Annotated in this window: 19 protein-coding genes, 3 pseudogenes and 1 riboswitch; of the genes and pseudogenes, 10 read left to right on the forward strand and 12 right to left on the reverse strand. The window is 71.3% G+C overall.

The window, feature by feature from the left end; all coding sequences use genetic code 11:
* Positions 1–53: 53 nt before the first annotated feature.
* From P8T65_RS17155 to P8T65_RS17170, 4 genes are all read right to left on the reverse strand, one after another.
* The gene (locus tag P8T65_RS17155) at positions 54–1,163 is read right to left on the reverse strand and encodes a hypothetical protein (RefSeq protein ID WP_316726206.1); all 1,110 of its coding nucleotides are present in this window, start codon (positions 1,161–1,163) and stop codon (positions 54–56) included.
* A 278-nt stretch (positions 1,164–1,441) separates the two neighbouring features.
* Complete coding sequence (locus P8T65_RS17160) at positions 1,442–2,608, reverse strand: VWA domain-containing protein (RefSeq protein WP_316726207.1); 1,167 nt, start codon at positions 2,606–2,608, stop codon at positions 1,442–1,444.
* A gap of 151 nt (positions 2,609–2,759) precedes the next feature.
* On the reverse strand, positions 2,760–5,237 hold the full coding sequence (locus P8T65_RS17165; RefSeq protein ID WP_399103130.1) for a DUF5682 family protein: 2,478 nt from the start codon (positions 5,235–5,237) through the stop codon (positions 2,760–2,762).
* 8 nt (positions 5,238–5,245) lie between these two features.
* Complete coding sequence (locus P8T65_RS17170; RefSeq protein WP_316726208.1) at positions 5,246–6,412, reverse strand: AAA family ATPase; 1,167 nt, start codon at positions 6,410–6,412, stop codon at positions 5,246–5,248.
* Positions 6,413–6,545: 133 nt separating this feature from the next.
* Here P8T65_RS17170 and P8T65_RS17175 point away from each other — a divergent pair, with 133 nt between their 5' ends.
* Both P8T65_RS17175 and P8T65_RS17180 read left to right on the forward strand, forming a co-directional pair.
* Entirely contained in the window at positions 6,546–7,922 is a 1,377-nt protein-coding gene (locus P8T65_RS17175; protein WP_316726209.1) for an SWIM zinc finger family protein, read from the forward strand.
* A gap of 92 nt (positions 7,923–8,014) precedes the next feature.
* Positions 8,015–9,673 (forward strand): DUF5691 domain-containing protein, encoded by a 1,659-nt coding sequence (locus P8T65_RS17180; protein WP_316726210.1) that lies wholly within the window; start codon positions 8,015–8,017, stop codon positions 9,671–9,673.
* Positions 9,674–9,823: 150 nt separating this feature from the next.
* Here the strand turns inward: P8T65_RS17180 and P8T65_RS17185 are convergent, their stop codons facing one another.
* Complete coding sequence (locus tag P8T65_RS17185) at positions 9,824–10,240, reverse strand: cobalamin B12-binding domain-containing protein (protein ID WP_230219653.1); 417 nt, start codon at positions 10,238–10,240, stop codon at positions 9,824–9,826.
* Between the two features lie 657 nt (positions 10,241–10,897).
* Between P8T65_RS17185 and P8T65_RS17190 the strand changes: the two genes are divergently transcribed.
* Both P8T65_RS17190 and P8T65_RS17195 read left to right on the forward strand, forming a co-directional pair.
* Positions 10,898–11,758 carry an alpha/beta fold hydrolase gene (locus P8T65_RS17190; RefSeq protein ID WP_316726211.1) on the forward strand — a complete coding sequence of 287 codons (861 nt, stop codon included), beginning with the start codon at positions 10,898–10,900 and terminating at the stop codon, positions 11,756–11,758.
* A 415-nt stretch (positions 11,759–12,173) separates the two neighbouring features.
* Positions 12,174–13,781, forward strand: a complete 1,608-nt coding sequence (locus tag P8T65_RS17195) for a M23 family metallopeptidase (RefSeq protein WP_316726212.1) — start codon at positions 12,174–12,176, stop codon at positions 13,779–13,781.
* Between the two features lie 96 nt (positions 13,782–13,877).
* Here the strand turns inward: P8T65_RS17195 and pcrA are convergent, their stop codons facing one another.
* Positions 13,878–16,394, reverse strand: a complete 2,517-nt coding sequence (gene pcrA, locus P8T65_RS17200; protein ID WP_316726213.1) for a DNA helicase PcrA — start codon at positions 16,392–16,394, stop codon at positions 13,878–13,880.
* A gap of 241 nt (positions 16,395–16,635) precedes the next feature.
* Positions 16,636–16,808: riboswitch (cyclic di-AMP (ydaO/yuaA leader) on the forward strand.
* 8 nt (positions 16,809–16,816) lie between these two features.
* On the opposite strand from pcrA, the gene P8T65_RS17205 reads away from it, so the two are divergent.
* The 3 genes and pseudogenes from P8T65_RS17205 to P8T65_RS17215 all read left to right on the forward strand — a co-directional run bounded on the left by P8T65_RS17205 (position 16,817) and on the right by P8T65_RS17215 (position 19,666).
* Complete coding sequence (locus tag P8T65_RS17205) at positions 16,817–18,028, forward strand: NlpC/P60 family protein (RefSeq protein WP_316726214.1); 1,212 nt, start codon at positions 16,817–16,819, stop codon at positions 18,026–18,028.
* 332 nt (positions 18,029–18,360) lie between these two features.
* Positions 18,361–18,951: pseudogene (locus tag P8T65_RS17210) on the forward strand (transposase); the annotation flags it as partial.
* Positions 18,952–19,309: 358 nt separating this feature from the next.
* The gene (locus P8T65_RS17215; protein WP_316726215.1) at positions 19,310–19,666 is read left to right on the forward strand and encodes a hypothetical protein; all 357 of its coding nucleotides are present in this window, start codon (positions 19,310–19,312) and stop codon (positions 19,664–19,666) included.
* A 305-nt stretch (positions 19,667–19,971) separates the two neighbouring features.
* Here P8T65_RS17215 and P8T65_RS17225 read toward each other — a convergent pair whose 3' ends face one another.
* Together P8T65_RS17225 and P8T65_RS17230 are read right to left on the reverse strand one after the other, a co-directional pair.
* Positions 19,972–20,388 (reverse strand): RacP protein, encoded by a 417-nt coding sequence (locus tag P8T65_RS17225; protein ID WP_316726216.1) that lies wholly within the window; start codon positions 20,386–20,388, stop codon positions 19,972–19,974.
* Positions 20,388–20,804 (reverse strand): DUF6192 family protein, encoded by a 417-nt coding sequence (locus tag P8T65_RS17230; protein ID WP_399103133.1) that lies wholly within the window; start codon positions 20,802–20,804, stop codon positions 20,388–20,390. The genes P8T65_RS17225 and P8T65_RS17230 overlap by 1 nt, the downstream gene beginning before the upstream one ends.
* On the opposite strand from P8T65_RS17230, the pseudogene P8T65_RS17235 reads away from it, so the two are divergent.
* A pseudogene (locus P8T65_RS17235) lies at positions 20,692–20,934 on the forward strand (ATP-binding protein); the annotation flags it as partial. The gene P8T65_RS17230 and the pseudogene P8T65_RS17235 overlap by 113 nt on opposite strands.
* A gap of 109 nt (positions 20,935–21,043) precedes the next feature.
* Complete coding sequence (locus tag P8T65_RS17240) at positions 21,044–21,223, forward strand: hypothetical protein (RefSeq protein WP_316726218.1); 180 nt, start codon at positions 21,044–21,046, stop codon at positions 21,221–21,223.
* Positions 21,224–21,492: 269 nt separating this feature from the next.
* Here the strand turns inward: P8T65_RS17240 and P8T65_RS17245 are convergent, their stop codons facing one another.
* Both P8T65_RS17245 and P8T65_RS17250 read right to left on the reverse strand, forming a co-directional pair.
* Positions 21,493–22,194 carry a hypothetical protein gene (locus tag P8T65_RS17245; RefSeq protein WP_316726219.1) on the reverse strand — a complete coding sequence of 234 codons (702 nt, stop codon included), beginning with the start codon at positions 22,192–22,194 and terminating at the stop codon, positions 21,493–21,495.
* Between the two features lie 188 nt (positions 22,195–22,382).
* Entirely contained in the window at positions 22,383–22,838 is a 456-nt protein-coding gene (locus P8T65_RS17250; RefSeq protein ID WP_316726220.1) for an NUDIX hydrolase, read from the reverse strand.
* A gap of 349 nt (positions 22,839–23,187) precedes the next feature.
* Here P8T65_RS17250 and P8T65_RS17255 point away from each other — a divergent pair, with 349 nt between their 5' ends.
* Positions 23,188–23,775: a hypothetical protein gene (locus P8T65_RS17255; RefSeq protein WP_316726221.1), complete on the forward strand. Its 588-nt coding sequence runs from the start codon at positions 23,188–23,190 to the stop codon at positions 23,773–23,775.
* Between the two features lie 233 nt (positions 23,776–24,008).
* Here the strand turns inward: P8T65_RS17255 and P8T65_RS17260 are convergent.
* Both P8T65_RS17260 and P8T65_RS17265 read right to left on the reverse strand, forming a co-directional pair.
* Positions 24,009–24,125 (reverse strand): annotated as a pseudogene (locus P8T65_RS17260) (IS5/IS1182 family transposase); the annotation flags it as partial.
* A 276-nt stretch (positions 24,126–24,401) separates the two neighbouring features.
* Positions 24,402–24,755 (reverse strand): hypothetical protein, encoded by a 354-nt coding sequence (locus tag P8T65_RS17265; protein ID WP_316726222.1) that lies wholly within the window; start codon positions 24,753–24,755, stop codon positions 24,402–24,404.
* Positions 24,756–25,213: the final 458 nt, after the last annotated feature.

Raw genomic sequence — 25,213 nt, forward strand, 5'->3', positions numbered from 1 at the left:
ATGTGATCAGCCGGCACGGAGCTACAGGTCTGGCGGGGTGGGGAGACCGGCCCTCAGCCGGGGGACTCGGGGATGTCCCGGTGCCGGTCCCGGGTCCCGCCCGGGGTGTCGGTCGCGAGAGCGCCGGGCACGAGGCTCAGCGGCGCCGGGTCGGGAGCGGCGACGGCGTGCGGCTCGGCGTGCCGGGGCCCGCCGTTGTCGAGGGCGGAGTGCCGTCCGAGGGAACCGGTGGGAACACCGTCCGGGTCGGGCTGCGTCGGCACGCGGACGCCGGGCGAGCCCTCTGCGTCCAGGTCGCCGGCGGTCCGGTGCGGGGCCGGCACGGCGGCCGTACCGCCGACCACGGCCTTCGGCCCGTACGTGACGGAAGCCGGACCGGTGGCCCCTTCGGCGTCGTGCCCGGCGCCACCGTCCGAGGCCGGGCCCGGGTTCTCGGGCTCCCTCGGCCCCGACTCCTGGGGCACGCCGCCGACGGGCAGGGACTCGACGGGCAGGGGGTTCCATTCGGGCAGCCCGGGCGGTGGCGGCAGCTCCGGAAGCCCCGGCACTCCGGGCAGCGACGGCAGGGTCACCGGCGGCAGCTGCGACGTCACCCCGCCCAGCCCTCCGGTCACCGACTCCACGAGGTCCCCCACGGGCACCACGACACCCTCGGTGACAGGCCGCACGACCGACTCGGTGACCGGCCGCAGAACATCCCCGACGACCGGCTCCAGGACGCCGCCGGTGACTCCCTCGGTGGCTCTCTCGGACGCCGGCCGCACGATCCGCTCGGCGACCGGCCGTGCCGCATGCTCGGCCCGAGGCCGTACGGCGGGCCGCACCATGTGCTCGGTGACGGGCCGCGCCACATGCTTCGCGACGGGCTTCACGGTGGTCCCGGCGACCGGTGCGGCCACCTCGGCGACCGGCCGCACCCTTCGCTCGGCGACCGGCCGTACGACGTCTTGCGTGGCGGCGGTCAAGAGGGACGGGGACGGCGAAGTCGGGGCCCCGTCCGCGGCGCTCGCCCGCTCCCCGCACACAACGCCCAGCACGAACAGTCCACCCACCAACAGCGCCACGCGCACCAGACGGCACCCGGCGGCCCCGCGCAGCACGCGCAGGACGCCACCGGCACCGGCACCGGCACCGGCACCAGGAAGCGCGGTCGCTGGGATCAAGACGGAAAATTCCTCCGGTGCGGCGGAACGGCGGAGTACGGGGCGAAGATGCGCGAGATGCGAACACCCGTGTGAAGGCTGTGAAGTGTTGCCGATCCTCGCACGGGACGTCGGCCGCCGCGCAAGGCCCCTGTCACCGACGCGTTCTCATGTCCGTTTTTCAACCTCCCTTGTCCGGTTACCGCCTGCCACCCCGGCCACGACCGCCGCCACCCGCGACCGCTCCGCCTTCACGCGCGGCCGTCGCTGCGCCGTTGCGCGCCGCCGCCGACCCTCCTTCACTCGCTGTCCGGTATCAGCAACGGCCGTTTCTCGATCGCCGCCGCCATCACTTCCGGAAAGAGGTCGGGCGTACAGGCGAACGCCGGTGCGCCGAGCGCCGCCAGGGCCGCCGCGTGCTCGCGGTCGTACGCCGGCGCTCCCTCGTCGGAGAGGGCGAGCAGGGTCACGAACTGCACCCCCGACGCCTTCATCGCCGCCACCCGCTTCAGCATCTCGTCGCGTATGCCACCCTCGTAGAGGTCGCTGATCAGCACGACCACGGTGTCCGCGGGCCGGGTGATCTGCGACTGGCAGTACGCCAGGGCCCTGTTGATGTCCGTGCCGCCGCCGAGTTGGGTGCCGAAGAGGACGTCGACCGGGTCGTCGAGCTGGTCGGTGAGGTCGACGACGGCCGTGTCGAAGACGACGAGCCGGGTGCTGATGGACCGCATGGACGCCAGCACCGCCCCGAACACGGAGGCGTAGACGACGGACGCAGCCATGGACCCCGACTGGTCGATGCAGAGGACGACCTCCTTCTTCACCGACTGCGTGGCCCGTCCGTACCCGATGAGCCGCTCGGGCACGACGGTCCGGTACTCCGGCAGGTAGTTCTTGAGGTTGGCCGCGATCGTGCGGTTCCAGTCGATGTCGTGGTGGCGGGGCCGGTTGACGCGGGCACTGCGGTCGAGGGCGCCGGTGAGGGTGGCCCGGGTACGCGTCGCGAGCCGCTTCTCCAGGTCCTCGACGACCTTCCGCACGACGGCCCGCGCGGTCTCCTTCGTCGTCTCCGGCATGGCCTTGTTGAGGGAGAGCAGGGTGCCGACGAGGTGGACGTCGGCCTCGACCGCCTCCAGCATCTCCGGCTCCAGCAGCAGCGCGGACAGTCCTAGGCGGTCGATGGCGTCCCGCTGCATCACCTGGACGACGGAGGAGGGGAAGTACGTCCGGATGTCCCCCAGCCACCGGGCCACGGACGGCGCCGACGCCCCGAGCCCCGCCGAACGGTCCCGCCCCGTCCCCGACTTGTCGCCCTTCCCGTACAGGGCGGTCAACGCCTGGTCCATCGCCGCGTCCCGCCCACCGAGCGCGCACCCGGTACCGTCCGCCGACTCCCCGCCCAGCACCAGCCGCCACCGCCGCAACCGCTCGGCCGCCACATCCGCCCCGGCCCCTGCCGTCATCGGTCCACCCCCGCACGGAACCGGGCCCAGAGAGGCATCACCGTGACCGTTGTCGGACGGTCGCTCGAGCGCGGCCCGTGTCCGTGTCCCTGCCCGTCCCTGCCGCCCCCCGCCGTGGCGGCCCGCCTCGGCTCACTCAGTCCGTCACTCGTCATCCCGCCACCCCCACAAGGCCGTTGTCGCCGGCCTTCTCGTCCTCCGTCTTCTCCTGCTCGGTCTGCTCCTGCTCGGCCCTCTCCCGGTCTCCGCGATCGCCCTGAGCGCCCTGAGCGCCCTCGTGGGCGTCGTCCAGGCCCAGCAGCAGCCGCACCACCGGCAGCACCGCGTCCGCGCGGTCACCGTCGAGTTCGTCGGCGAAACCCGGTATGCCGCCCCCGACGGCCGCCGCGCTCGTCGGCCGGCCCGGCCCTCGGCGGACCAGCTCGCCGAGGGTGCGGCGCACCCCCGGCTCGTACGCCGAGAACGTCCGGCGCAGCAACGGCAGTACGTCCGTGAACGCGTCCCCCGGAACTCCGGTGAGCCAGGCGTCCACCAGGCCCAGAAGCCGTTCGTCGTGGACCAGCAGCATCCCGCCGCCGGAGCCTCCGCCGACGAAGCCCTCGATCCAGGCCGCCGCGTCGGCCGGTGGCGTGCCCGGCGAGAGCACGAGCCCCATGAGCCGGGCGGCATCGTCCTGCGCCAACTCCCCGTCGTCCAGCAGGAGTCGTACGGCGCGCCCCCGTATGACGCCGGGCACCGTGTCCCGCCCCGCGAGGACGTGGAGCACCGAGTGCCAGCGGGACCGCAGGCCGCAGGCCCCTTGCGCCCGCTTCCCCCGCACGGCGTCGCCCAGCAGCCCCACCGCCCCGTGCACGGCGTCGACATGGCGGCGCATCTCCTGGGCCGCCTCCGTGTCGAGCGCGGCGCACGCGGGCGGCAGTCCGACGAAGACGCGCTCCGCGAGGCCCGCGGCGACCTCGGCCAGGGCCCGGGTGTCGGTGGCGCGGACGTCGCCGTAGCGCAGGGTGCGCACGAGGGCCGGGAGCGCCTGGGCGAGGTGGGCGACGTCGGCGTCGAGGGCCGCGCGGTCGGCGAGGACACGCATCACCACGGGCAGGGCGTCCGGGAGTTCGGCGAGGAGGCAGTGCTCGGCGAGGCCGGTGATGTCGGCGAGGGAGCCGGCCGTGACGGCGTCCGCCTCGGCCTTGGCGGTCGTCGCCGCGAGCACGGTGGTCCCCCAGACCCCGGCCTCGGCCACGCGTACGGACAGCTCGGGCTCCCAGCGCAGCCGCCAGGTCTCCCGGAAGGTGCCCGTGCTGCCGCGTGAGGTGGTCGGTTCGCCCCAGGCGACGCCGAGCAGCCGTAGTCGGTGCAGCAGCCGGCTGCGCTCCGCGTCGTTCTCCTTCCGCAGGTCGAGCTCCAACTCCCGCTCCAGGGCCTCCGGCTTGAGCCGCAGCCGCCGCTGGAGCCGGGTGAGGTCCCGCTGCAACGGCACCGCCGGCGCGGACTCCGGCACCTCCCCCAGGGCGTCCCCGACCACCAGCCGGTCCCGCACCAGCGACAGCGGTACCTCCGAGCCGTCGCACATCACCGCCCGTACGGCGTCGGTGGTCTCGGTGAGGCCGGGCAGCGGGCGGCCGCGCATCGCGGCGAGCGTCTCGGCGAGCCGTACCGCCTCGATGACGTGCGCGGAGGAGACGATCCGGTCCTCCGCGCGCAGCAGCCCGGCCACCTTGGTGAGCCAGCGCTCCACGGGACGATCGGGCGCACCGAACAGGTGCCCGTACCAGCCCGGCGAGTCGACGCCCGCGCCGTAACCGCCGGCGCGGGCCAGCCGCCGGTTCGTCCACGGCACCCAGGTCATGTCGGCCTTGACCTTGGGCAGCCCCTTCAGCAACGCCCGGTCGGCGGCCACGGTCCGCTTCTGCCGCAGCGCGGGCACGTGCCAGGCCCCGCACACGACGGCCACACCGGCGTCCCCGAACTCCTTCTGCGCGGCCCGGATCCGCAACCGCATGTGCGCCTCGCGCACCAGGTCCCGGTCTCGGCCCCCGGTGCCGTACGTCTCCCGGAGCGCCCCCATGGCCTCCTCCAGCACGGTGAACGGCGCGAAGGCGTCCCCGCCCGTCCCCCGGTGCTCGACCACGTCCTCCCACCACCGCTCGGCGTCGTCGTACCCGGCGGCTTCGGCGAGCGCGGCGAGCGGGTCGCCCCGCAGCGGCTCCTCCTCCGGCGACGGGGCCGCCCCCTCCGGCTCGGCGTCGGCGTCCTCCTCGTGCCCCCGGGCCAGGGAGTGCGCGGCCGGCAGGTCGATGAAGCGGGCGGGGACACCGCGGGCGAGGGCCCAGCGGATGGCCACCCACTCCGGGGAGAACTCGGCGAAGGGCCAGAAGGAGGACCGGCCGGGCTCGTCGACCGCGTGGGCGAGGAGGGCGACCGGGGGCCGCATGTCCTCGTCGGCCGCCAGCGGAATCAGCTCGTCCGCCTCCGGTGGCCCCTCGACGAGCACCACCCGGGGCCGGGCCGCGTCCAGAGCGGCCCGCACCGCCCGGGCCGACCCCGGCCCGTGATGCCGCACCCCCAGCAACAAGGGCCCGTCGCCCGCCCCGTCGGCCCGGACGGCGCCGCCGCCCGGCGGCGCTCCCTCCACCAGCTCGCTCACACGCTCACCTCCCGGCAGGCGCGGTAGAAGTCGGTCCAGCCGTCGCGTTCGCGGACGACGGCCTCCAGGTACTCCTGCCAGACGACACGGTCCGCGGCGGGGTCGCGGACGACGGCGCCGAGGATGCCTGCGGCGACGTCGGAGGGGCGCAGGACGCCGTCGCCGAAGTGCGCGGCGAGGGCTAGCCCGTTGGTGACGACGGAGATCGCCTCGGCGGTGGACAGCGTGCCGCTGGGCGACTTCAGCTTCGTCCGGCCGTCGGTGGTGACGCCGTCGCGCAGCTCCCGGAAGACCGTGACGACTCGGCGGATCTCGTCGACGCCGTCGGGCACGGCCGGCAGGTCGAGGGACCGGCCGATCTGGTCGACACGGCGCGAGACGATGTCGACCTCGGCGTCGGCGCTCTCCGGCAGCGGCAGCACCACGGTGTTGAACCGGCGGCGCAGGGCGCTCGACAGGTCGTTGACGCCCCGGTCGCGGTCGTTGGCCGTGGCGATGAGGTTGAAGCCGCGGACGGCCTGCACCTCCTGCCCCAACTCCGGTATCGGCAGCGTCTTCTCGGACAGGACGGTGATCAGTGTGTCCTGGACGTCGGCCGGGATCCGGGTCAGCTCCTCGACGCGTGCCGTCATGCCCTCCGCCATGGCCCGCATGACGGGGCTGGGCACGAGCGCGTCGCGGCTCGGCCCGTGGGCGAGCAGTTGCGCGTAGTTCCAGCCGTACCGGATCGCCTCCTCCGGGGTGCCCGCCGTGCCCTGCACGAGCAGCGTGGAGTCGCCGCTGACGGCCGCCGCCAGGTGTTCGGACACCCAGGTCTTGGCGGTGCCGGGCACGCCCAGCAGGAGCAGCGCTCGGTCGGTGGCGAGCGTGGTGACGGCCACCTCGACGATGCGGCGCGGTCCGACGTACTTCGGTGTGACGACCGTGCCGTCCGGCAGTGTCCCGCCGAGCAGATAGGTGGCGACCGCCCACGGCGAGAGCTTCCATCGGGCCGGCCGGGGCCGGTCGTCCTGGGCGGCCAGCGCGGCGAGTTCATCGGCGAAGGCGTGCTCGGCGTGCGCCCGCAGCACCTCGCCGTCCGGACGGGCGCCCGGGTGTGTGTTCGCGGGCGCGGACTGGTTGCGGCTCGGGTCGACAGTGGTCGTTCCAGCAGACGCAGGCATGGCTGAGTCCCCCTCCAGCTCGGCCGGTTCGGATCTGCTGACCACACTGCACCACGCCACTGACAATCCAGTCTGACCTGGGGAAATTGGATCGCGCAAGCCAATTGTCAGTGGTGGGATCTACCTTCAGAACATGACTCAGCAGGGGGTGCGCTGGACGGCTGAGCAGGTGCTGGCATTGGCACCTGACGCAGCGTCGCGCAAAGCCGGAAGCAAACTCGCCGTGGCCGGACCTTGGTCGTCGGCGGGTACTTCGGACGAGGGGACGGTGTGGGGACTATGCAAAGGCAGTGGCAGCAAGCCGTATCAAACAGTGATCGACGTCGCGGACTCCACCGGGCCCGCCTACAAGTGCAGTTGTCCGAGCAGGAAGTTCCCGTGCAAGCATGCGCTGGGGCTGCTCCTGCTCTGGGCGGGCGACGACACCGCGGTGCCTCCTGGGCAGGCACCGGACTGGGCGCAGCAGTGGCTTGCCGGCCGCCGCACGCGCGCAGCGGAGAGGACGACGAGGACGGACGCGGCATCTGGGGCCACGTCCGCTGACCCCGAGGCGGCGCGTCGCCGGGCCGAGCGACGCGCCGACCGGATCACCGCGGGCGCGGCGGAGCTCGAACAGCGCCTGACCGACCTGTTCCGCGGCGGCCTGGCCGCCGCGGAACAGGCGGGGTACGCGCTCTGGGAGGAGACGGCGGCCCGCATGGTCGACGCCCAGGCACCCGGACTGGCCTCCCGGGTGCGGGAGTTGGGCGCAATGCCGGGCTCGGGGCCGGGCTGGCCCGTCCGCCTCCTGGAGGAGTGCGCCCTCCTCCATCTGCTGGACCAGGGCTGGCTGCGCCGCGACCACCTCCCGGAGGGACTCGCGGCCACGGTCCGCTCGCGGATCGGCCTGTCCGGCTCCCCGGACGGCCCACCGGTCCGCGACCAGTGGCTCACTCTCGCCCAGTACGACACCGCCGACTCCCGCCTCACCACCCGCCGCATCTGGCTGTACGGCACCGGGTCGGGCCGTACGGCACTGCTCCTCTCCTACGGAGCCGCGGGCCGCGCCCCCGAGTTGTCGCTCCCCGTGGGGCTGGCCTTCGAGGCGGAGGTCGCGGCGTATCCGGGCGCGGGACAGCTGCGCGCGGCGCTGGGCGAGCGCTTCACCGCACCCGAGCCCTCGTCCGTACGCCCGCCGGGCATCACCCCGTCCGAGGCGGCCGCGCGGTACGGCGAGGCCCTCCAGGACGACCCCTGGCTCGACGCGTACCCGGTCACGCTCACCCGCGTCATACCCGCCCCGGACGGCGACTCCTGGCAACTGATCGACGCCGACAGCGAGCTCGCCCTCCCTCTCACCTCCTCCGCCCGCTCCCGCCCCGGCCTCTGGCGCCTCATGGCCCTCTCCGGCGGGGCACCCGTCACCGTGTTCGGCGAGTGCGGGCACCTCGGCTTCACACCACTGACGGCCTGGGCAGCCGAGCGAAAGGACGCCCAGGGATCCACCGGGCAGACGGTGGCCCTGTGTTGAGACGAGCCGGCGGACGGGCCGCCTCACCTCTTCCTCGGCCCCGCCACACCCCATCTGCTTCACCCAACCGTCAGCGCACGGAAGGACCCCACATGAGCGGCACCACAAACGACGCTCCCTCCTCCACGCCGACCACGCCGGTGCCCGCCTGGGAGGAGCTGGTCACCACCGCGTTGCTCGGGACGGATCGGCGTACGCCGCCGGGGGCGGTGCCGGGCCGGGACGCGCCGGTCGCGCTGCTGGACGCGGCGGCCGTGACGACCGTCCGGCGCAGGGCGGGGATACGGCCGGTACGGGCGGCGGCGCGACCCGAACCGGCGGCACCGGACTGGCGTCCGCCCCTGCCACCGGCCGCGACGCGGCGGCTGACGACGCTGCTCACCGACCGGCCCGGCACCGGCGGGGGACGCCGGGGCGCGGCACCCGACCTGATGGAACTCCTCCCCCAGTGGCTGGCACTGGCCAACGCCTACGGTTACGCGGCACCTCCGGAGACCCTGCCCGCCCTGCTGGACGCGGCCCGCGGCCGTACGGATCTGCGTCCCGCCGTGCTCGCCTTCGCGGGCGCGCGGGCGCTGTGGCTGGCCCGGCTCAACCCGGACTGGCGCTTCGCGCTGCGTGCGGCGCCCGGTGGTGGCGCGGCGCTCCCCGGCCCGGACGCGCCCGAACGGGTCCGACAGCTCTGGCAGGAGGGCCTGTTCTCGGAGCGCGTCGCCCTGCTCACGGCGATGCGGGTTCGGGACGCCGCCTCGGCCCGTGAGGTGCTGTCGTCCACGTGGGCGACGGAGCGGGCCGAGGACCGGCTCATGTTCCTCGACACGCTCCGTACGGGGCTGGAGGCGGCGGACGAGCCCTTCCTGGAGGCCGCGTTGGCCGACCGCAGCCGGAACGTCCGTGCCACGGCGGCGGAGTTGCTGTCCGCGCTGCCGGACTCGGCGCTCGCGCGGCGGATGGCGCAGCGGGCGACCGCGTGTGTGGCCGTCGACCACACCGGCAGCGCGTCGGCGGCCTCCGGGGCGCCCACGATCGTGGTCGAGGCCCCGCACGAGTGCGACCCGGGCATGGAGCGCGACGGTGTGCTGCCCAAGGCACCGGCCGGCCGGGGGGAACGGTCGTGGTGGCTGGGCCAGTTGGTGGAGGCGGCGCCGCTCGGGGCCTGGTCGCGGCGGTTCGGGGGGCGTACGCCGGAGGAGATCGTGGCGTTGCCGGTCGCGGACGACTGGCAGGGCGAGTTGCACGGGGCGTGGTGCCGGGCAGCTGTGCGGCAGCGGGATCCCGGGTGGTCGCGGGCGTTGCTGGGGGCGCCGTCCGCGCCGGAGGCCGGCGGGCCGGGCGCGGTGTCGCTGGCCGAGCGGGCGAAGCTGCTGGCGACCTTGGAGGGCGGGGAGCGGGCCGAATGGGTGGCGGGGTTCATCGCCACGCACGGCTTGTCGGAGGCGTTCCAGCTGCTCGGGGTGTGCGCGGTGCCGTGGGCGCCGCCGCTGGGCCGGGCCGTGGTGGACGCGCTCAACATCGCGCGGGACGCCGGGAGTTATCCCTGGAGCTTCAGTGGTGTGATGGGGCTGGCCGAGCGGTGCCTGGACCCCGCTGAAACGGTGCGTCTCGAACCGCTGACGGCCACGCCGGAGGACGCGGAGGACGCGGCGCCGGGGGCCGGGGGGTACTGGGCGGAGGCGTTCCAGCGACTGACGACGACGTTGCGCCTACGGGCAACGATGAGCGCGGAGCTGGCACCGCCGGGGGGTTCGTGAGGCGGGGGGTGCGGGCCGGGTGGGTGCGTTGTCGGGTGCGGGTGGGTGGGGGTTGCTCGCGCAGTTCCCCGCACGCGGGAGGCGCCCCTAAAAGCCCAGGCCCCACGGGGCCGCACCCGACAACGCACCCCCCGGCCGCCCCACACCCGTTCAAGCCCCCGCAGGCTGCCGCACGTTCGCCCGCACCCACTCCACGATCGACGCCGTCGTCGCCCCCGGCGTGAAGATCTCGGCCACTCCCTTGTCCTTGAGCGGCGCGATGTCCGCCTCGGGGATGATGCCGCCGCCGAAGACGAGGATGTCCTCGGCGTCACGCTCCTTGAGGAGTTCGATGACGGCCGCGAAGAGCGTGTTGTGGGCACCGGAGAGGATGGAGAGGCCGATCGCGTCGGCGTCCTCCTGGATCGCGGTGTCGACGATCTGCTCGGGAGTCTGGTGGAGGCCGGTGTAGATGACCTCCATACCGGCGTCCCGCAGCGCCCGCGCGATCACCTTGGCCCCGCGATCGTGGCCGTCGAGTCCCGGCTTGGCCACCACCACGCGGATCGGACCGGCTGCCACACCCATCACTGCCTCCATGAAACGACTGCACCAACCCATGACCAAGCGGCCGAGAGCGCCGCACGAACCAGGCGAACCGCGCACCTCACGGCCTCAGGTCCATGAAACACCTACCCACACCGCCCACCGGGGAAGTGAACGAACGTTATCTCCAGATCTCCAGGATCCCGCAACCGGCAGTTTCGCGGTGGAGAGCGAGGGGGAAATCACTCGGTGGGACACGTTCGCCGCGCACTGCTCCCGGATTCCGCGGCTCACGCGTCGCGGGGACCGAGGTGATCACGGAGGTGATCGCGGCATCCGGACCGTTTCCGGGCCGCCGGCCGGAGGCTCCCGTGGCGTGCGCGCCACGGGGAGGCGTGCGCAAGGAGAGCCGCCGGAAGGGGCCGCACCGACCCACCGCCCGCGGGAGGCCAGGGCGAAGGACGGATCGGCACCGGCGGACGACAGAGGGCAGGGCAGCGGGGAGTCAGGAAGAGCAGGACCCCTCGTCGCGTGGTCGGCGCCTCACACGTCGCACACGTACCGCACGTCACGCACGCGCGCTCCACGCGCACCGCGTCACGTCGCATCGCACCCGCCGTCCGCCGCTCGCACCGCCGGTCTCTCCACTAGGCACACGGGGGACAGAGCCGTCCGCCCGTGTGCGACGGGAGGTCGGGCATGAAGGTCACCAGGGCGGTCGCGCCCCTTGTTCCGCTCTGTGAGCCCTTCCTGCCGACCCGGCTGACCGGTCTGTCCGTGGCCCTTCTCAAGGCGACCGCCCTGGAGTTGGCGATCCTTGCGGGACATCTGCTGCTCTATCCGTCCGGGATGACGCAGGAGCGGCGGGCCACGCCCACGCTCCCCCCGTCCGACGCGCCCCGGCTCCCCACGGAGGAGAAGCCCCCGGTCGTCCTGCTGCACGGCTTCATCGACAACCGCTCGGTCTTCGTCCTGCTGCGCCGCTCCCTCGCGGGGGCCGGCGCCCGGCATCTCGAGTCGCTCAACTACTCACCCCTCACCTGCGACATCCGCGCCGCCGCCGAGTTGTTCGGCCGACGCATCGAGGAGATCTGCGAGCGCACGGGCCAGGAGCGGGTGGACGTCGTCGGCCACAGCCTGGGTGGGCTGATAGCCCGGTACTACGTGCAACGCCTCGGCGGTGACCACCGTGTCCGTACGCTCGTCACGCTCGGGACCCCGCACGGCGGCACCCGGGCGGTGCCGCTGGCGGACGCCCATCCGATCGTCCGGCAGATGCGGCCGGGTTCGGACGTGCTGGAGGAACTGCGGGCACCGGCACCGGGCTGCCGCACCCACTTCGTGGCGTTCTGGAGCGATTTCGACCATGTGATGGCGCCGGTGGAGAGCGCCTGCGTCGACCATCCGGACCTGATGGCGCAGAACATCAGGGTCACCGGGATCGGCCATCTCGCCCTGCCCGTGCACCCGGCCGTCACCAACGGGATCCGGGAGGCCCTCGACACCTCACGGACGGGCGCCCGCGCAACCGCCCGCCCCGGCGGCCTGACGGTGGCATGAGCCACGCCGACCACCGGACGAGAACCCGGCGGCAGGGCGAGTGACGCTCACCACAGGGCGACCAAACGCGGACGTAAGGCGGTAAACGTGGCGCACACCCGCGCGCCCCCATCACGCGCCCGACTCGCGACACCCCTCCCGACGGCAACTACGCGCCCCACGCCGGACCCGCGACCACCCGGAGAAACGTCTCGCCCCGGTTCTCACGGGCGTCCCGCATGCCGCACACAGCGGTCGACTATCGAACAACTTTCGAACGCCAGGCCAAAGTAGTGCCCATAGACCGCCGAAAGACGCTCGAATGCCCGTTTCCTGCGCGCGTGAAACCCGTTGAAGATTGTCGCGCCCGCATACCGCCGGGTACAGTCACCGCACTGCTCTGCCAGCCCCTGTCGTCGAGGCGAAAGAGAAGTTGGTGAACGATCGTCACCCGTCGGGGACCGCAACACCCCCGGCTGCGGCTCCTGAAGCCGAACCGGCGCACTACGCGTCGTACGGCCACCAGGAAGTCGGCTACGGCGACTTCACCACGTACGGCGATTACCCCGCTACCGGTTTTGAAACCGGTTCCCACGCGAACGCGACGGGCACCTTCGCGGTCGACCCCCTCTTCGGTGACATGCCGGGCAACGACAACGGCACCGGCTCCTACGGCGCCACCCAGTGGTCGACCGGCAGCCACCAGACGCTGAACTACGACCCGTACGCCGCGCAGCACCAGGCCGCGTACGACACGGGCAGTTACGACACGACGTCCTGGTCGTCCGGTTACGAACACCTCTCCCAGGTCCCGACGCAGCCGACGGGCCCCGACGCGAGCGGCCAGTGGGACGCGAGCGGCTGGCTGCAGACCGAACAGTCCGACGACGCGGACCAGTTGGGGCAGGGCGGCCAGACCCAGCAGTGGACCGGCACCCAGCACTTCGACACGGGCGCCTTCGACGCCACCCAGTGGAACAGTGACGGCACACCCGTCGGCGACGAGCACGATGGCGGCGCGGCCGAGTCCTACGAACGCTCCGCCGGCGCCCCCGAGTCGTACGACGCGCACGACCACCCGCAGACCGTCGTGGTGGACCTGTCGGCCGAGGGCACGGACTTCCACCAGCAGGCGACCGCCACCTTCGAGCAGATCGCCCCGTACGACCAGGACGAACACCCCTCGGCGGACGGCGAGTTCGAGACCGACGGCGCGGACCGCGCGGTGCTCCTCGACGGCGAGGAAGAGATCACCACAGCGGCCACCAGGAGCGCGGGCCCCGGCCGGGCGGCCACCCGCGCGGCCTCACGGTCGCGCCGGAAGGCTCCGGCCAAACGTTCCGCCCTGCTGACCGTGGCCGTTCCGTCGGCCTGTGTCATGGGAGTCGCGGGGATCGCGGCGGCCTCGGTCGGCGCCACGTCGGACGACACGGAGACGACGGCGTCGGTCAAGTCGGACGCCACCGCCGTGAAGCCGTCCACCGCCAACAACCAGCTCGACACCCAGCTGGAGAGCCTCTCCGCCGAGGCCGACGACTTCGCCGACCGGGCCAGCCGGACGCAGGAGCGCATCGACCTCAAGGCCCAGCAGGTGCTGGAGCAGAAGAAGGCCGCCGCGGAGGCGGCCCGCAAGGAGCGCCTGCGGCCGAAGTTCGCGCTCCCCGTCGCCGAGCGCGGACTCAGCGCGTACTACGGGCAGTCCGGCGTCAACTGGATGTCCCTGCACACCGGCATAGACTTCCCCGTCTCGTACGGCACCCCGGTGATGGCCGCGACCGACGGCACCGTGCGCACCCAGTGGAACAGCGCCTACGGCAACATGGTCATCGTGACCGCCAAGGACGGCACCGAGACCTGGTACTGCCACCTCTCCACGTACAAGGTCGCCTCCGGTACGACCGTCAAGGCCGGCGACACCATCGCCTACTCGGGCAACTCGGGCAACTCGACCGGGCCGCATCTGCACTTCGAGGTCCACCCGGCGGGCGGCTCCGCCATCGACCCGCTGTCGTGGCTGCGCAGCCACGGGCTGGACCCGACGTAACAGTCAGCCGGCACCCGCCTGGCGCGCACGGACAAGACGAAAGGGCCCCTGCTGAGCAGGGGCCCTTCTCGTTGAGCACGGCGCGGGGCGCGTCCGCTACAGCTTCTCCACCGGCGCGTACCGCAGCAGCAGCCGCTTCGGCTTGGTGTCGCCGAAGTCGATCGTCGCCTCCGCGTTCGCTCCCGAGCCCCCGACGCCGACGACCGTGCCGAGGCCGAACTGGTCGTGCGTGACACGGTCGCCCACGGCGAGGGAGACCACCGGCTTCTCGTCGCCGCGGCGGGTCGCGAAGCCGGACGCGCCACGGGCCGAGGAACGGGAGCGGGAGGACGACAGCGACGCCGCGATACCGGCGGCCGGACCCGAGGACACCGGCGCGGAGGCACCCGTGCGCTTCCACTCCAGATGAGTGGCCGGGATCTCCTCCAGGAACCGGGACGGCGGGTTGTACGAGGGCTGTCCCCAGGCGCTGCGCAGCGTCGACCGGGTGAGGTAGAGCCGTTCACGTGCGCGGGTGATGCCGACGTACGCGAGGCGGCGCTCCTCCTCCAGTTCCTTGGTCTGGCCGAGGGCGCGCATGTGCGGGAAGACGCCGTCCTCCATGCCGGTGAGGAAGACCACCGGGAACTCCAGGCCCTTGGCGGTGTGGAGGGTCATGAGCGTGATGACGCCCGAGCCGTCCTCCTCCTCGTCGGGGATCTGGTCGGAGTCGGCGACCAGCGCCACCCGCTCCAGGAAGTCGGCGAGCCCGGCGGAGGTCGTCCCCGCCGCACCGCCCTCGGTCTCGCCCTCCGCGGCACCGGCCTCCTGCTCGAACTCCAGGGCGACCGCGGCGAGTTCCTGGAGGTTCTCGATCCGGGTCTCGTCCTGCGGGTCGGTGGATGCCTGCAACTCGGCCAGATAGCCCGTGCGTTCGAGGACGGCTTCCAGGACGGTCGCCGGTCCGGCGCCGGACTCGACGACGGTCCGCAGGTCCTCCATCAGCGTGTTGAACCGCTTGACCGCGTTGGTCGACCGGGCCGCCATGCCGTACGCCTCGTCCACACGCTTCAGGGCCTGCGGGAAGCTGATCTTCTCGCGCTGGGAGAGGGCGTCGATCATCGCCTCGGCACGGTCGCCGATGCCGCGCTTGGGCACGTTGAGGATACGGCGCAGGGGGACGGAGTCCTCGGGGTTGGCGAGGACACGCAGATACGCGAGGACGTCCCGGACCTCCTTGCGCTCGTAGAAACGCACCCCGCCGACGACCTTGTAGGGCAGGCCGACGCGGATGAACACCTCCTCGAAGACACGGGACTGGGCGTTCGTCCGGTAGAAGACGGCGACGTCGCCGGCCTTCGCCTCGCCCGCGTCCGTCAGTCGGTCTATCTCGTCGGCGACGAACTGGGCCTCGTCGTGCTCGGTGTCGGCGACATAGCCGGTGATCTGCGCACCGGCGCCCGCATTGGTCCACAGGTTCTTCGGGCGGCGGGACTCGTTGCGCTCGATGACCGCGTTGGCCGCGGAGAGGATCGTCTGCGTGGAGCGGTAGTTCTGCTCCAGCAGGATCGTCGTCGCGTCCGGGTAGTCCTCCTCGAACTGGAGGATGTTGCGGATGGTCGCGCCGCGGAAGGCGTAGATCGACTGGTCCGCGTCACCCACGACGCAGAGCTCCGCCGGCGGCACGTCCCACTCGGCCGGTGGCACGTCCACCGGGTGCTCGGAGGTGCCGACCAGCTCTCTGACCAGGGCGTACTGGGCATGGTTGGTGTCCTGGTACTCATCGACGAGGACATGACGGAAGCGACGCCGGTAGTGCTCGGCGACGTCCGGGAAGGCGCGCAGCAGATTGACCGTCGTCATGATCAGGTCGTCGAAGTCGAGCGCGTTCGCCTCGCGGAGGCGCGACTGGTAGAGCGCGTAGGCCTGGGCGAGGGTCTTCTCGAAGCCGTCGGCGGCCTGGGCGGCGAAGTCCTCCTCGTCGATCAGCTCGTTCTTCAGGTTCGAGATCTTGGCACTGAAGGACTTCGGCGGGAAGCGCTTCGGGTCGAGGTCCAGATCACGGCAGACGAGCGCCATCAGCCGCTTGCTGTCGGCGGCGTCGTAGATCGAGAAGGAGGACGTGAAACCGAGCTTCTTCGACTCGCGCCGCAGGATCCGGACGCACGCGCTGTGGAAGGTCATGACCCACATCGCGTGCGCGCGCGGGCCGACGAGCTGCTCGACGCGCTCCTTCATCTCACCGGCGGCCTTGTTGGTGAAGGTGATCGCGAGGATCTGGCCCGGGTGGACATGCCGCTCGCCGAGCAGATGGGCGATGCGGTGGGTGAGCACACGGGTCTTGCCGGAACCCGCGCCGGCGACGATGAGCAGAGGGGAGCCGGCGTGCACCACGGCCGCGCGCTGGTTCTCGTTCAGCCCGTCCAGGAGGGCCGCCGCGTCGAGGGCCGGGCGGGGGGCACCGCCGCGGTAGTACTCGTCCCGGTCCGGTGGCACGTCGAACTTCCCGCCGAACAGATCGTCCGGAAGCGGCTCCGGTACATGATCGTCCTCGGGCGGCGGCGGGGGCTCCTCCGCGTGGCCGCGGGGGGCCTGGAGGTCCGCCAGGAAGCTGTCGTCAAAGAGGCTGCTCATCGCTCTCCGAGTCTAGGCGCCCCCACTGACAGCGGGGGGCCGCCCCGGGAAGTCCACACCCACCACTCACCGCGCTCACCTCACGACGGTGAGCGATCGAGCCTACCGCCTGTCGCGCGCAAGAGGCTAAGGTCACGAAAACGTATCGGGCATATCGAACATCAACCTTCACACGGGACCCACGAGTTGGCTAACTTCTTCTCTTGGGTCGTACGACACAACCGGCGAACGTCGCCGGGCCGCACGGCCCCCGCCGAGTCCGGTACGCCTCTCGCGGCGCCGGAGCCGGGGACCCACCGACCTCTGGGGTGAATCGACCCGACCGCCGCTCGCGGCAAGGGCCGCAGGGCAAACCTTCCGAAGCTTGCGCCCGAACCCGACAGCTAACTCGGTAGGCGGACTACGGAAGGAGACGCCGCACCATGGCGCCGCACCGCAAGCCGCGTCCGACCGGCCGGACGCGCGCGGGCATACGCACCCCCGCTCTCGCCACGGCCGCCCTCACCTCCGTGGCCCTGCTCTCCCAGACGGCCACCGCCGCACCCTCCGACGACGACAGGCCGAGCCTGGAGGACGTCGAGAAGAAGGTCGACGACCTCTACCGCCAGGCCGGGTCGGCGACCGAGAACTACAACGCGGCCAAGGAGAGGACGACCAAGCAGAAGAAGAAGGTCGACACCCTCCTCGACGACGTCGCCAAGCGCACGGAGAAGCTCAACGAGGCACGGGAGGAACTGGGATCGTTCGCCGCGGCCCAGTACCGCAACGGCGCGTCCGCCCCCGACCAGGCCTCGCTGCTCCTCGCGGACAACCCGCAGGACTACTTCGACCAGAACCAGCTGATGGACCGGATGACGGACCGTCAGAAGCAGGCCGTCGACGCGTACGTCACCGAGCAGGCCGACGCGGCGGAGCAGCGCCGGACCGCGAGCGACAGCCTCGAGAAGCTCACCGAGTCGCAGAACGCCCTCAAGACCAGCAAGGCCAAGGTCCAGGCGAAGCTCGCCGAGGCCCGCGAACTGCTCTCCACCCTCACCGCCGCGGAGAAGGCCCGGCTCGCCGCGATCGAACAGCGCGAGCAGGAGGAGGCCGACCGCAAGGCGGAGGAACTCGCGCGTCGGCAGGCGGCGCAGCAGGCGAGCCAGGAGTCCCCGAGCACCCAGGAGGCCCAGGGGACCCAGGAGACCCAGGAGACCCAGGGAGGGACCGCCGCCGACACGGAGACGTCTCCCGGCACCAGCGGGACCACCGCTCCCGTCGAGGACTCCACCTACGCCACGAAGGCCACCAAGGCCCTGGCATTCGCCCGCGCGCAGATCGGCAAGCCGTACGTCTGGGGCGCCACCGGCCCCGGCTCCTACGACTGCTCCGGCCTCACCCAGGCCGCCTGGAAGGCCGCCGGCGTCGACCTCCCGCGCACCACCTACGACCAGGTCGAGGCGGGCACCACCGTCCCCCTCGCCGACGCCAGGCCGGGGGACCTCGTCTTCTTCTACGACAACATCGGCCACGTCGGCATCTACATCGGCAACGGCATGATGATCCACGCCCCCAAGCCAGGCACGTACGTCCGCGAGGAGTCGATCTTCTACGACGGCGAGTCCTCGATCCACAGCGTGGTGCGGCCCGCGTGACCGGGTGTACGGCCGCTTTAGATCTGTCGGATTCTCAGCGATCTGTCGTCAACTTGTCGCCTACGACAGGTCGCTGAGAATCGCTCCGTAGAGTGACTCTTGGCCACTCACAGCATTCTTGCGCTCCCCTGGCGCATGGGACGGCGCGGTCCATGGGCAGCTTCGGCCGGGATCACCTTCTGTGTCCCTTCGGTTACGTATATCGGGGGTGGCAGTGTCGTACGTCTCGGGTCGAGAGCCAACGGCTGAGGCCAGAGCTGTAAAGGTCCGCTACCGCCAGGCGGGGGTCTGTACGGTGAGTGGTGTAACTCCCGAGCTGGAAGCGACAGTTGATGACTGACGTGACGAGTGACACCGAGGCCGGGAAGGCCGCTGTGAGCGGGACGGGCGCCGTGGATGACGGGCTGGTCGCCGAGTTGGTTGCCCGGGCTCAGGCCGGTGGCGTGAAGCTCACCGGGGAGGGCGGCCTCCTGCAGCAGTTGACCAAGCGGGTGCTGGAGTCCGCGCTGGAGGGCGAGCTCACCGATCATCTGGAGCACGAGCCCGGTGAGCGGGCCGAGGGCGGTCGGGACAACTACCGCAACGGGCACCGCTCCAAGACGGTGATCACCGAGTCGGGGCCGGTCGAGATCGCGGTGCCGCGGGACAGGGCCGGATCGTTCGAACCGCAGCTGGTCAGGAAGCGTCAGCGACGTATGGGCGGCGTGGACGAGATGGTTCTGTCGCTGTCGGCGAAAGGGCTCACGCACGGGGAGATCTCCGCGCATCTCGCCGAGGTGTACGGCGCGGAAATCTCCAAGTCCACGATCTCCACGATCACCGACAGTGTGATGGCCGGCATGACGGAATGGCAGAACCGTCCGCTGGACAGCGTCTACCCGGTCGTCTTCATCGACTGTGTGAACGTGAAGGTCAGGTCAGGAGGTCTGGACGCCGGGACTGCAGAGGTTTCTGCGCAGGCATCTGCCGTCCTTCCTGTTCGTCGCCCGCGGCACCGGATTCCTCGGCCAGCCCGCCGGAGGCCTGGTCTCCTTCTCCAGGACGCCGTTGCGGTCGGTCGGATACGTCTCGTTCCGCGGCACGCGTCCGCAGACCGGCGGCCTGTTGTTCCGCTGCGCGCTGGCATTGGGCAGCAGCGTTCAAGGCGTGCTGACCTTCGAGGTCTCCGGACGCCGTACGGTGGTGGGCAACGTGCATCTGACCGCGAACAGGGACGGGGACTGGTCGGCGGGCAACCGCCACGAAGCCCTCCAGTCAACGCAGTTGAGGAGGGTCCACCAGGTGTTGCGGGCGGCCCGCGGCGGTGACACGGAGCTGATGATCGCCAGCGGCGACTTCAACCTCCCCAGCGGTTCCGCTCTGTACGAGGCGGTCGTGGACGCAGGCGCGTGGCGGGACCCGTTCGCCGCGGCGGACCTGCCCACTTTCCACGCCGAACTGCTGCCCGCCGGTGCCGCGGCCTACCGGGTCGACTACCTGCTCGTCCATGGTGACCCCGATCGCTACACCGTCACCAGGACCGAACTCCTCTTCACCGAACCGGTTGCGATGCCGTTGGGCGGCATGGCGTACCTCTCAGACCACGTAGCGCAGACGGCCACGATCGCCGTCCCCCAGACCTGGACGAGCAAGCCCTGAGTCGGTCAACCCAGTGCCTGGTCCGCCTCCGCTGGACTGTCGGAAGCCGCTGTGACCGGGCCGGTACCGCAGGTTGGGCGGCAGGCCAGCCGCTGCCTGTGCCAGGTAGTACGGGGTGACGTCGCGTCGATCCACGGGGCGCGCCTTGCGGCGGGTGAGGCGGCGGGTCATGAGGGTGATGGCCGCCCAGGTGATGAGGGATCTGCTCATCACGGGGAGGCGTTCGTGGTCGCGGCAGTGGCGGCGGGGGCGCTGGGGCCGGCCCCGGCTCCTGATCTGGCGGTGAGCGCCCCGCCCCGGAGGTGTCAGCGCGGTGGCCGGGCGGCCATCGCGAGGTTCGACTCGATCGCCTTCATCTGGTTGCTGAGGTAGCCGGCCCACGTGCTCTTTGGGAACAAGGCCAGGTACGGGCCGATCGTGCCCGTGATCATCCGGCGGAACTGGGTCAGCTTCCCACTGAGCCAGGCCCGCTCCCGCTCCTCCAGCTCCTCCTCACTCGCGCAGAAGTAATAGCCCAGCTCCCGGGTCCAGATCACCGGCGGCCAGCCGCGTTCGGCGCACATGTCCCGCAGCGCGCCGAGCCCGCGTCTGGTCTGCCAGCGGCTGAGCTCGCACGAGCCCATCAGCCGTGTGAGCGTCATGCCGGCGGGCGCGACCTCGAACAGCGCGGTGCGGACCAGGTCGGCGTGGCGCTCCGCGGCCGGGGAGCGCTTGCGTGCCACTACTCACTCCGCAGCAGGCGGGCGGGTTTCTCGTCCATGTCGACCTTGCCGGTCTCGGCAGTGGTCTCGATCCAGTCCAGCACGGCCCGACAGCGGGCGACATTCTGCGCGAGCACGGCCTGTTCGTCGCCGGTCAGCTGCCGGTCGCGCAGTTGCGGCACGGTCTTAGTGCGTCTTCGTGCGTGTTTCTGAGCCTCGGTGCCGAGTAGCTCTGAGTCCTGCGCCGGCCTGGTGTCCGAGTACGCCGGTCGAGCTGGGGAGAGGATCTGCCGGGGCTGCTGGGAACGATTCAGGCCGGGAGTTCGGCCCGGGGCGGAGTTCTGTTCGTCGGTGTGTCGGTCCAGGCAGTGGCGTTGGGAACGCAGTTGCGCCAGCGCCTCTACCGAATCATTCGGCGGGTGGACCAGGACGTTCACCGAGACCCGGCTCTTTGCGGCCATCGTCGACCGCCTCACCTTCGGCGGCAACATCATCGAGACCGGCACCGACTCCTACCGACTCGCCAGAACCCGGGCCGCCCGAGCCCAGGACACCGCCGCAGGCTGACCACCAGGGTTCCCGCCGCCGTCACGGCGGTGTCCATCCTGAAGTACCGTGACAGCCCTGGCATCGTGGACAAGACGTCCACGAACAAAAGCAGAGGAAGAGGCACGCCTTGTCAAAAATAGCCGGATGGGCCATCGGCATCGGCGCCGTCCTCGTGTCGGCCGGGGTGGTGTTTGTCTATATGGTGTTCGACCTCATGCGGGAGCGTGCCGTCGATGATGCGGCATGGAGCCTCAGAGACACGGAGCTGCCTCCGCGTGACCATGACCCTGACGAGCGGCCGGAGTGACCCTCCAAGACTTCCTGGACCGCCACGGGCTCCCCGGCTGAAGCCCTGACGGGCCGCTGGCGGCCGGCCTCGACGACTGCAAGATCCCCGGCAGAGTTGCTGGGCCCGCCTGCACGGCGAACACCATCCAGGGGGTCGTGCGAGCCCGCAGCTCCCCGGTGAGAAACTCCGGGCCGATACCGCGCGCCTCATCAAGGCCCGTCTGCCAGCGTGGCCGGGTTGACGCCGTGACCGAGCCGCTCGCATGCGTGGGATCGCCCGGGTTCCGGTCAAGGGGGAAGGAGGCGGGTGCGGTCGTCGTTCGGGATCCACCGTCGGTCCATGGGTCCGTCGAAGACCTCACGAGGCAGGGTCGCGGCAGTGCCACCCAAGGTTTCCAAGAGGTGCAGGGAAGAGAAGGAGCCCGACGGGGCTTCAGGGAGTGCCTCGAGCAGGGCCTGCAACCACTCCTGGGGCGGATCAAAGGGTTCCGGAATGTCCCGAAGCCGCGGGGCGTCGGGGCTGCTGTGGTGGTACACCACCGCGAGCGCACTGATGTGAGGGTGGGCGTCCACCAGCCTTCGCTCCGGCCGCTCGTCGCCACGGGGCGACCAAGGACTTCGGGGCGGGTCGTCGTACAGTTCCCTGGGCACGTCGCCGTGCAGCAGCGTATCGAGCAGCCGAGAGCCTGGGTCAGGGAAGAACCAGCTGTCCAGGTCGCGTTCCACAACGACCACGAGAGGCAGACCTCGGTCACGCAGACTCCCCAGTCGGTCTGCCGCCTCCTCGAATCCGTCCAGGAACGAATCGAGGTTGAAGGTGCGTCCCCCTGTCATCACCGCGCAGGCCACGGTGTGGCCCGCGGCGCTGACCAGATAGCCAGGTCCCGAACTCGTGGCAAGACCCGGCTCGCTGCTGAAGGCGTAGCCACGCTCGCGGAGCGAGCGAACAAACCACGTCGGCTCCGCAACTGCAGACTGACTCTCGTCCACTCCCAGCTCCTCCTCTCATCGCCTGCTGAAGAACGCTGCTGAGCCAGGTGAGGTTCCCGCTCCTGCCCGCACAGCCGAACGGATCGGCCGGACAGTGACGATCCTGGAAAACGCCCCTGCCAGATACGGCGGGAACGACATTTGCCGCCTCGCGGCCAGCACCCCGTTGGCCCCTTGCCCACGAAGTATCATCGTCCGGCCATACCCAGCCCGGCGATCAACTGAGGCCAGGCGGCCGCGAATCCGGGATGGAGGCGCAGCGAGTCGATCTCGGCGGGAGTGCACCACCGGTGGGCAGCGCCTTCGCCGTCGCCACCGTGACGACCGAACAGCTCCACCACGTCCGCGACGACAGTGTGATAGGCCCATCCGCCATGGTCGTCGACGAAGGTGCGGACGGGACACACTGCTGGAACGCTGCCGAGCTCTTCAGCGAACTCCCTGCGGGCCCCGTCCCAGGGGCTCTCGCCGGATTTCAGCGCGCCTCCGGGAATGCTCCAGGTGCGGCCGTGATGGACTCGCCAGGATCGGCGCTGGAGCAGGAATCGAGGACCTTGGCGCAGCAGAAGACCTGCAGCGCCGTGCGGACCCCAGTGGCAGCAGCCACGCCGGTCCCTGACGTATCCGTGACTGCTGTCGGCCATGACGCCTCCTCAAGGCGAGGTCCACTTTGATGAACAGAGCTGGTCGGTGGAGGCCGTTGGCGGCTCGACCGCCCCGCCGCGTGCCCCAGCCGCGTACACGCCCACGGCAGCCTGCGTCCTCGAAACGGCGGACGGCCACATTCTCGTCGCTTCCATAGAACCCGTCCGCAAGAACCGTCGACAAACGTTGCCCACTCCCGCCCTGCAAAGACAGGCCGCAACGCGTTCGCTTCGGGCCTGATCGAAACGGGTGCCTGGGACTCTCCCCTCTTCATGTGCGTGTCGGCGGATCGCGAGCGGCCCCCGGAACCCTCCTGCCCATGAACCCGGTTGACCGTATCGTCGGGGCATGAAAGGAAACGATCCCTTGTGCGCCGCGGGTCTCCCCTGTGCCGTGCACGGCCGCGCCCCCGACGCTGCGCCGATCCGCGAGAACGAGGTCCGTGACCGGTGGCCTTCCGCCGAGGGCACCCTGTGGACGGCGTACAGCACGGTGTGGACGACGTGTGTGCTGCGGGAGAGCGGACCCGACGGCAGGGAACTGCGCCGGCTCACGCTGCCACGCGGACCGGGAGCGCGGCTGACGGCTTTCCTGCTCCTGCCCGAGGCGTTCGTGCTCGTCTGGGAGCCCGGCAACGGGCGGGACTTCGGGCAGGTCGAACGGGTCGGCACGGACGGTTCGCTCCTGTGGTCGACCGTGCTGCCGCGCGAGACCGGGGACGGAGCGGTGGTCCAGCCCGACTGGCGCCGTATGACGCTCATGCGGCGCACGGCCCCGCTGACGCTCTCCGGAGACCGCGTGACCCTCCAGTATCGGGACGGTCACCGCACCGGCGTCGCCGTGCTCTACTGCCTGGACGTCGTGACGGGTGCCTTCCTGTGGGCGAGACGCCCACAGGCCGAGCCCCAGAGGTCGCGGGGCCCGGCGACTTCCTGATCCACGGCCACACCCTCCACCCGCGCGACCGCCACGGCGTCCTCCGTCCCCCACAGCCGCGCACCTGCCGGTGGGACGGAGAGAGCGGTACGTAGGGGGCCTTCACCCGCTTTCAGAGTGGGTCAGCGGTGGGCCAGGACCGCAATGTCCGAGCCGAAGGCGACCACCAGCCGCCCGTCCGGCGCCATCGCCACGCTCCTGATGCGGTCGGGGAAGGCCGGTCAGCCGTCGGCAGCGGTCGGTTTCCTCGGCCAGCTGGGGGTCGCGCCTTTCCGGGCGAGGCGCCTGGTCATGAGAGTGACAGCCGCCCAGGTGATCAAGGTCTCGGAATGCTGGATGAGCCGTTCGTATTGCCCGACGCGGATCGTACGGCCGCGAGCGGGCTGGTCATGTCTGCCGCCGACCAGTGCACGCCGCTGGTGTGCGTCGGGTCGCCGCCGCGCCGCCCTATCGTGACCTGCCACGTGTCGGTCGAGCCTGAGGAATCCGACAGTTCGGTGAGAAGAAGCCGCCGACAAATCGCTGAGAACCAGCGCCAAAAGCCCAGGTCGGTCGACTCCCGACCGGCAGGTCAAACGAGAACCTACACGGGGCTCGCCCCCGGGGGCCTCACCGCGAGGCTTGCCTCAGGTCCAGAGCACCGCGATGAAGACGTTGGCGGTGGTCAGCGCGCCCACCAGGGCGAAGAGCGGCCTCTCCACCGTCTCCTCGTCGCGCTTCACGTAGACCAGACCGAGGATCACGATCAGCAGCGCGAGCTTGACGCCGATCTTGATGTTGTCGACGGGCTGGTCGTCGGCCTGGTTGAGGCCGACGAGGAGGGCACCGGTGACGAGCATCGTGAGGGCACCGTGCAGCATGGCGGGGACGAAGCGGGCGGCGCCCTGGCCCATCGCCTTCATCTGGGTGAGGAAGCCGCCCAGGAGGGAGGCGATGCCGATGATGTGGAGGGCGACGAGGATGTGGATGAGTACGTCCATGCCCGGAGCCTAATGAGGCGCCCGGGACCCGTCGGGCACCGGGGCGGCCGGACCGGAACCCTCGACCGGCACCCTCGAGCGGACCCTCAGATGACCTTGCATATATGCGCCCCATAGCACCGAGATGCCCCCGCCCGGTCCGAAATCGCCGCATCGGTCATCGCACAGCGTGAAGTCGGCAGCGCCGGGACCGGATCCCGGTCACATACGGTCACCTCCCAGTCGGTGCGCGCCACTTCTGTACAACGCGTTACCGAGCCATCACACCCAGGTTTAGCGTCCTCCCTCAGGTGACCGGCTCCCCACCGCCGCCCGGGCCAGGGGCGGCAGTCGGCCACCACCGCCGAGAAAGGTCCGGCGGCATCCCGCTCCCCCTGTGCGGGCCGCCGCCGGACGCGTCACCGCTCCCCCCAGGCGGTCCGTACGGACAGACGATGTTCGTACTGCGGACGGCGGTC

This window comes from Streptomyces sp. 11x1, assembly GCF_032598905.1.
GTDB lineage: Bacteria > Actinomycetota > Actinomycetes > Streptomycetales > Streptomycetaceae > Streptomyces.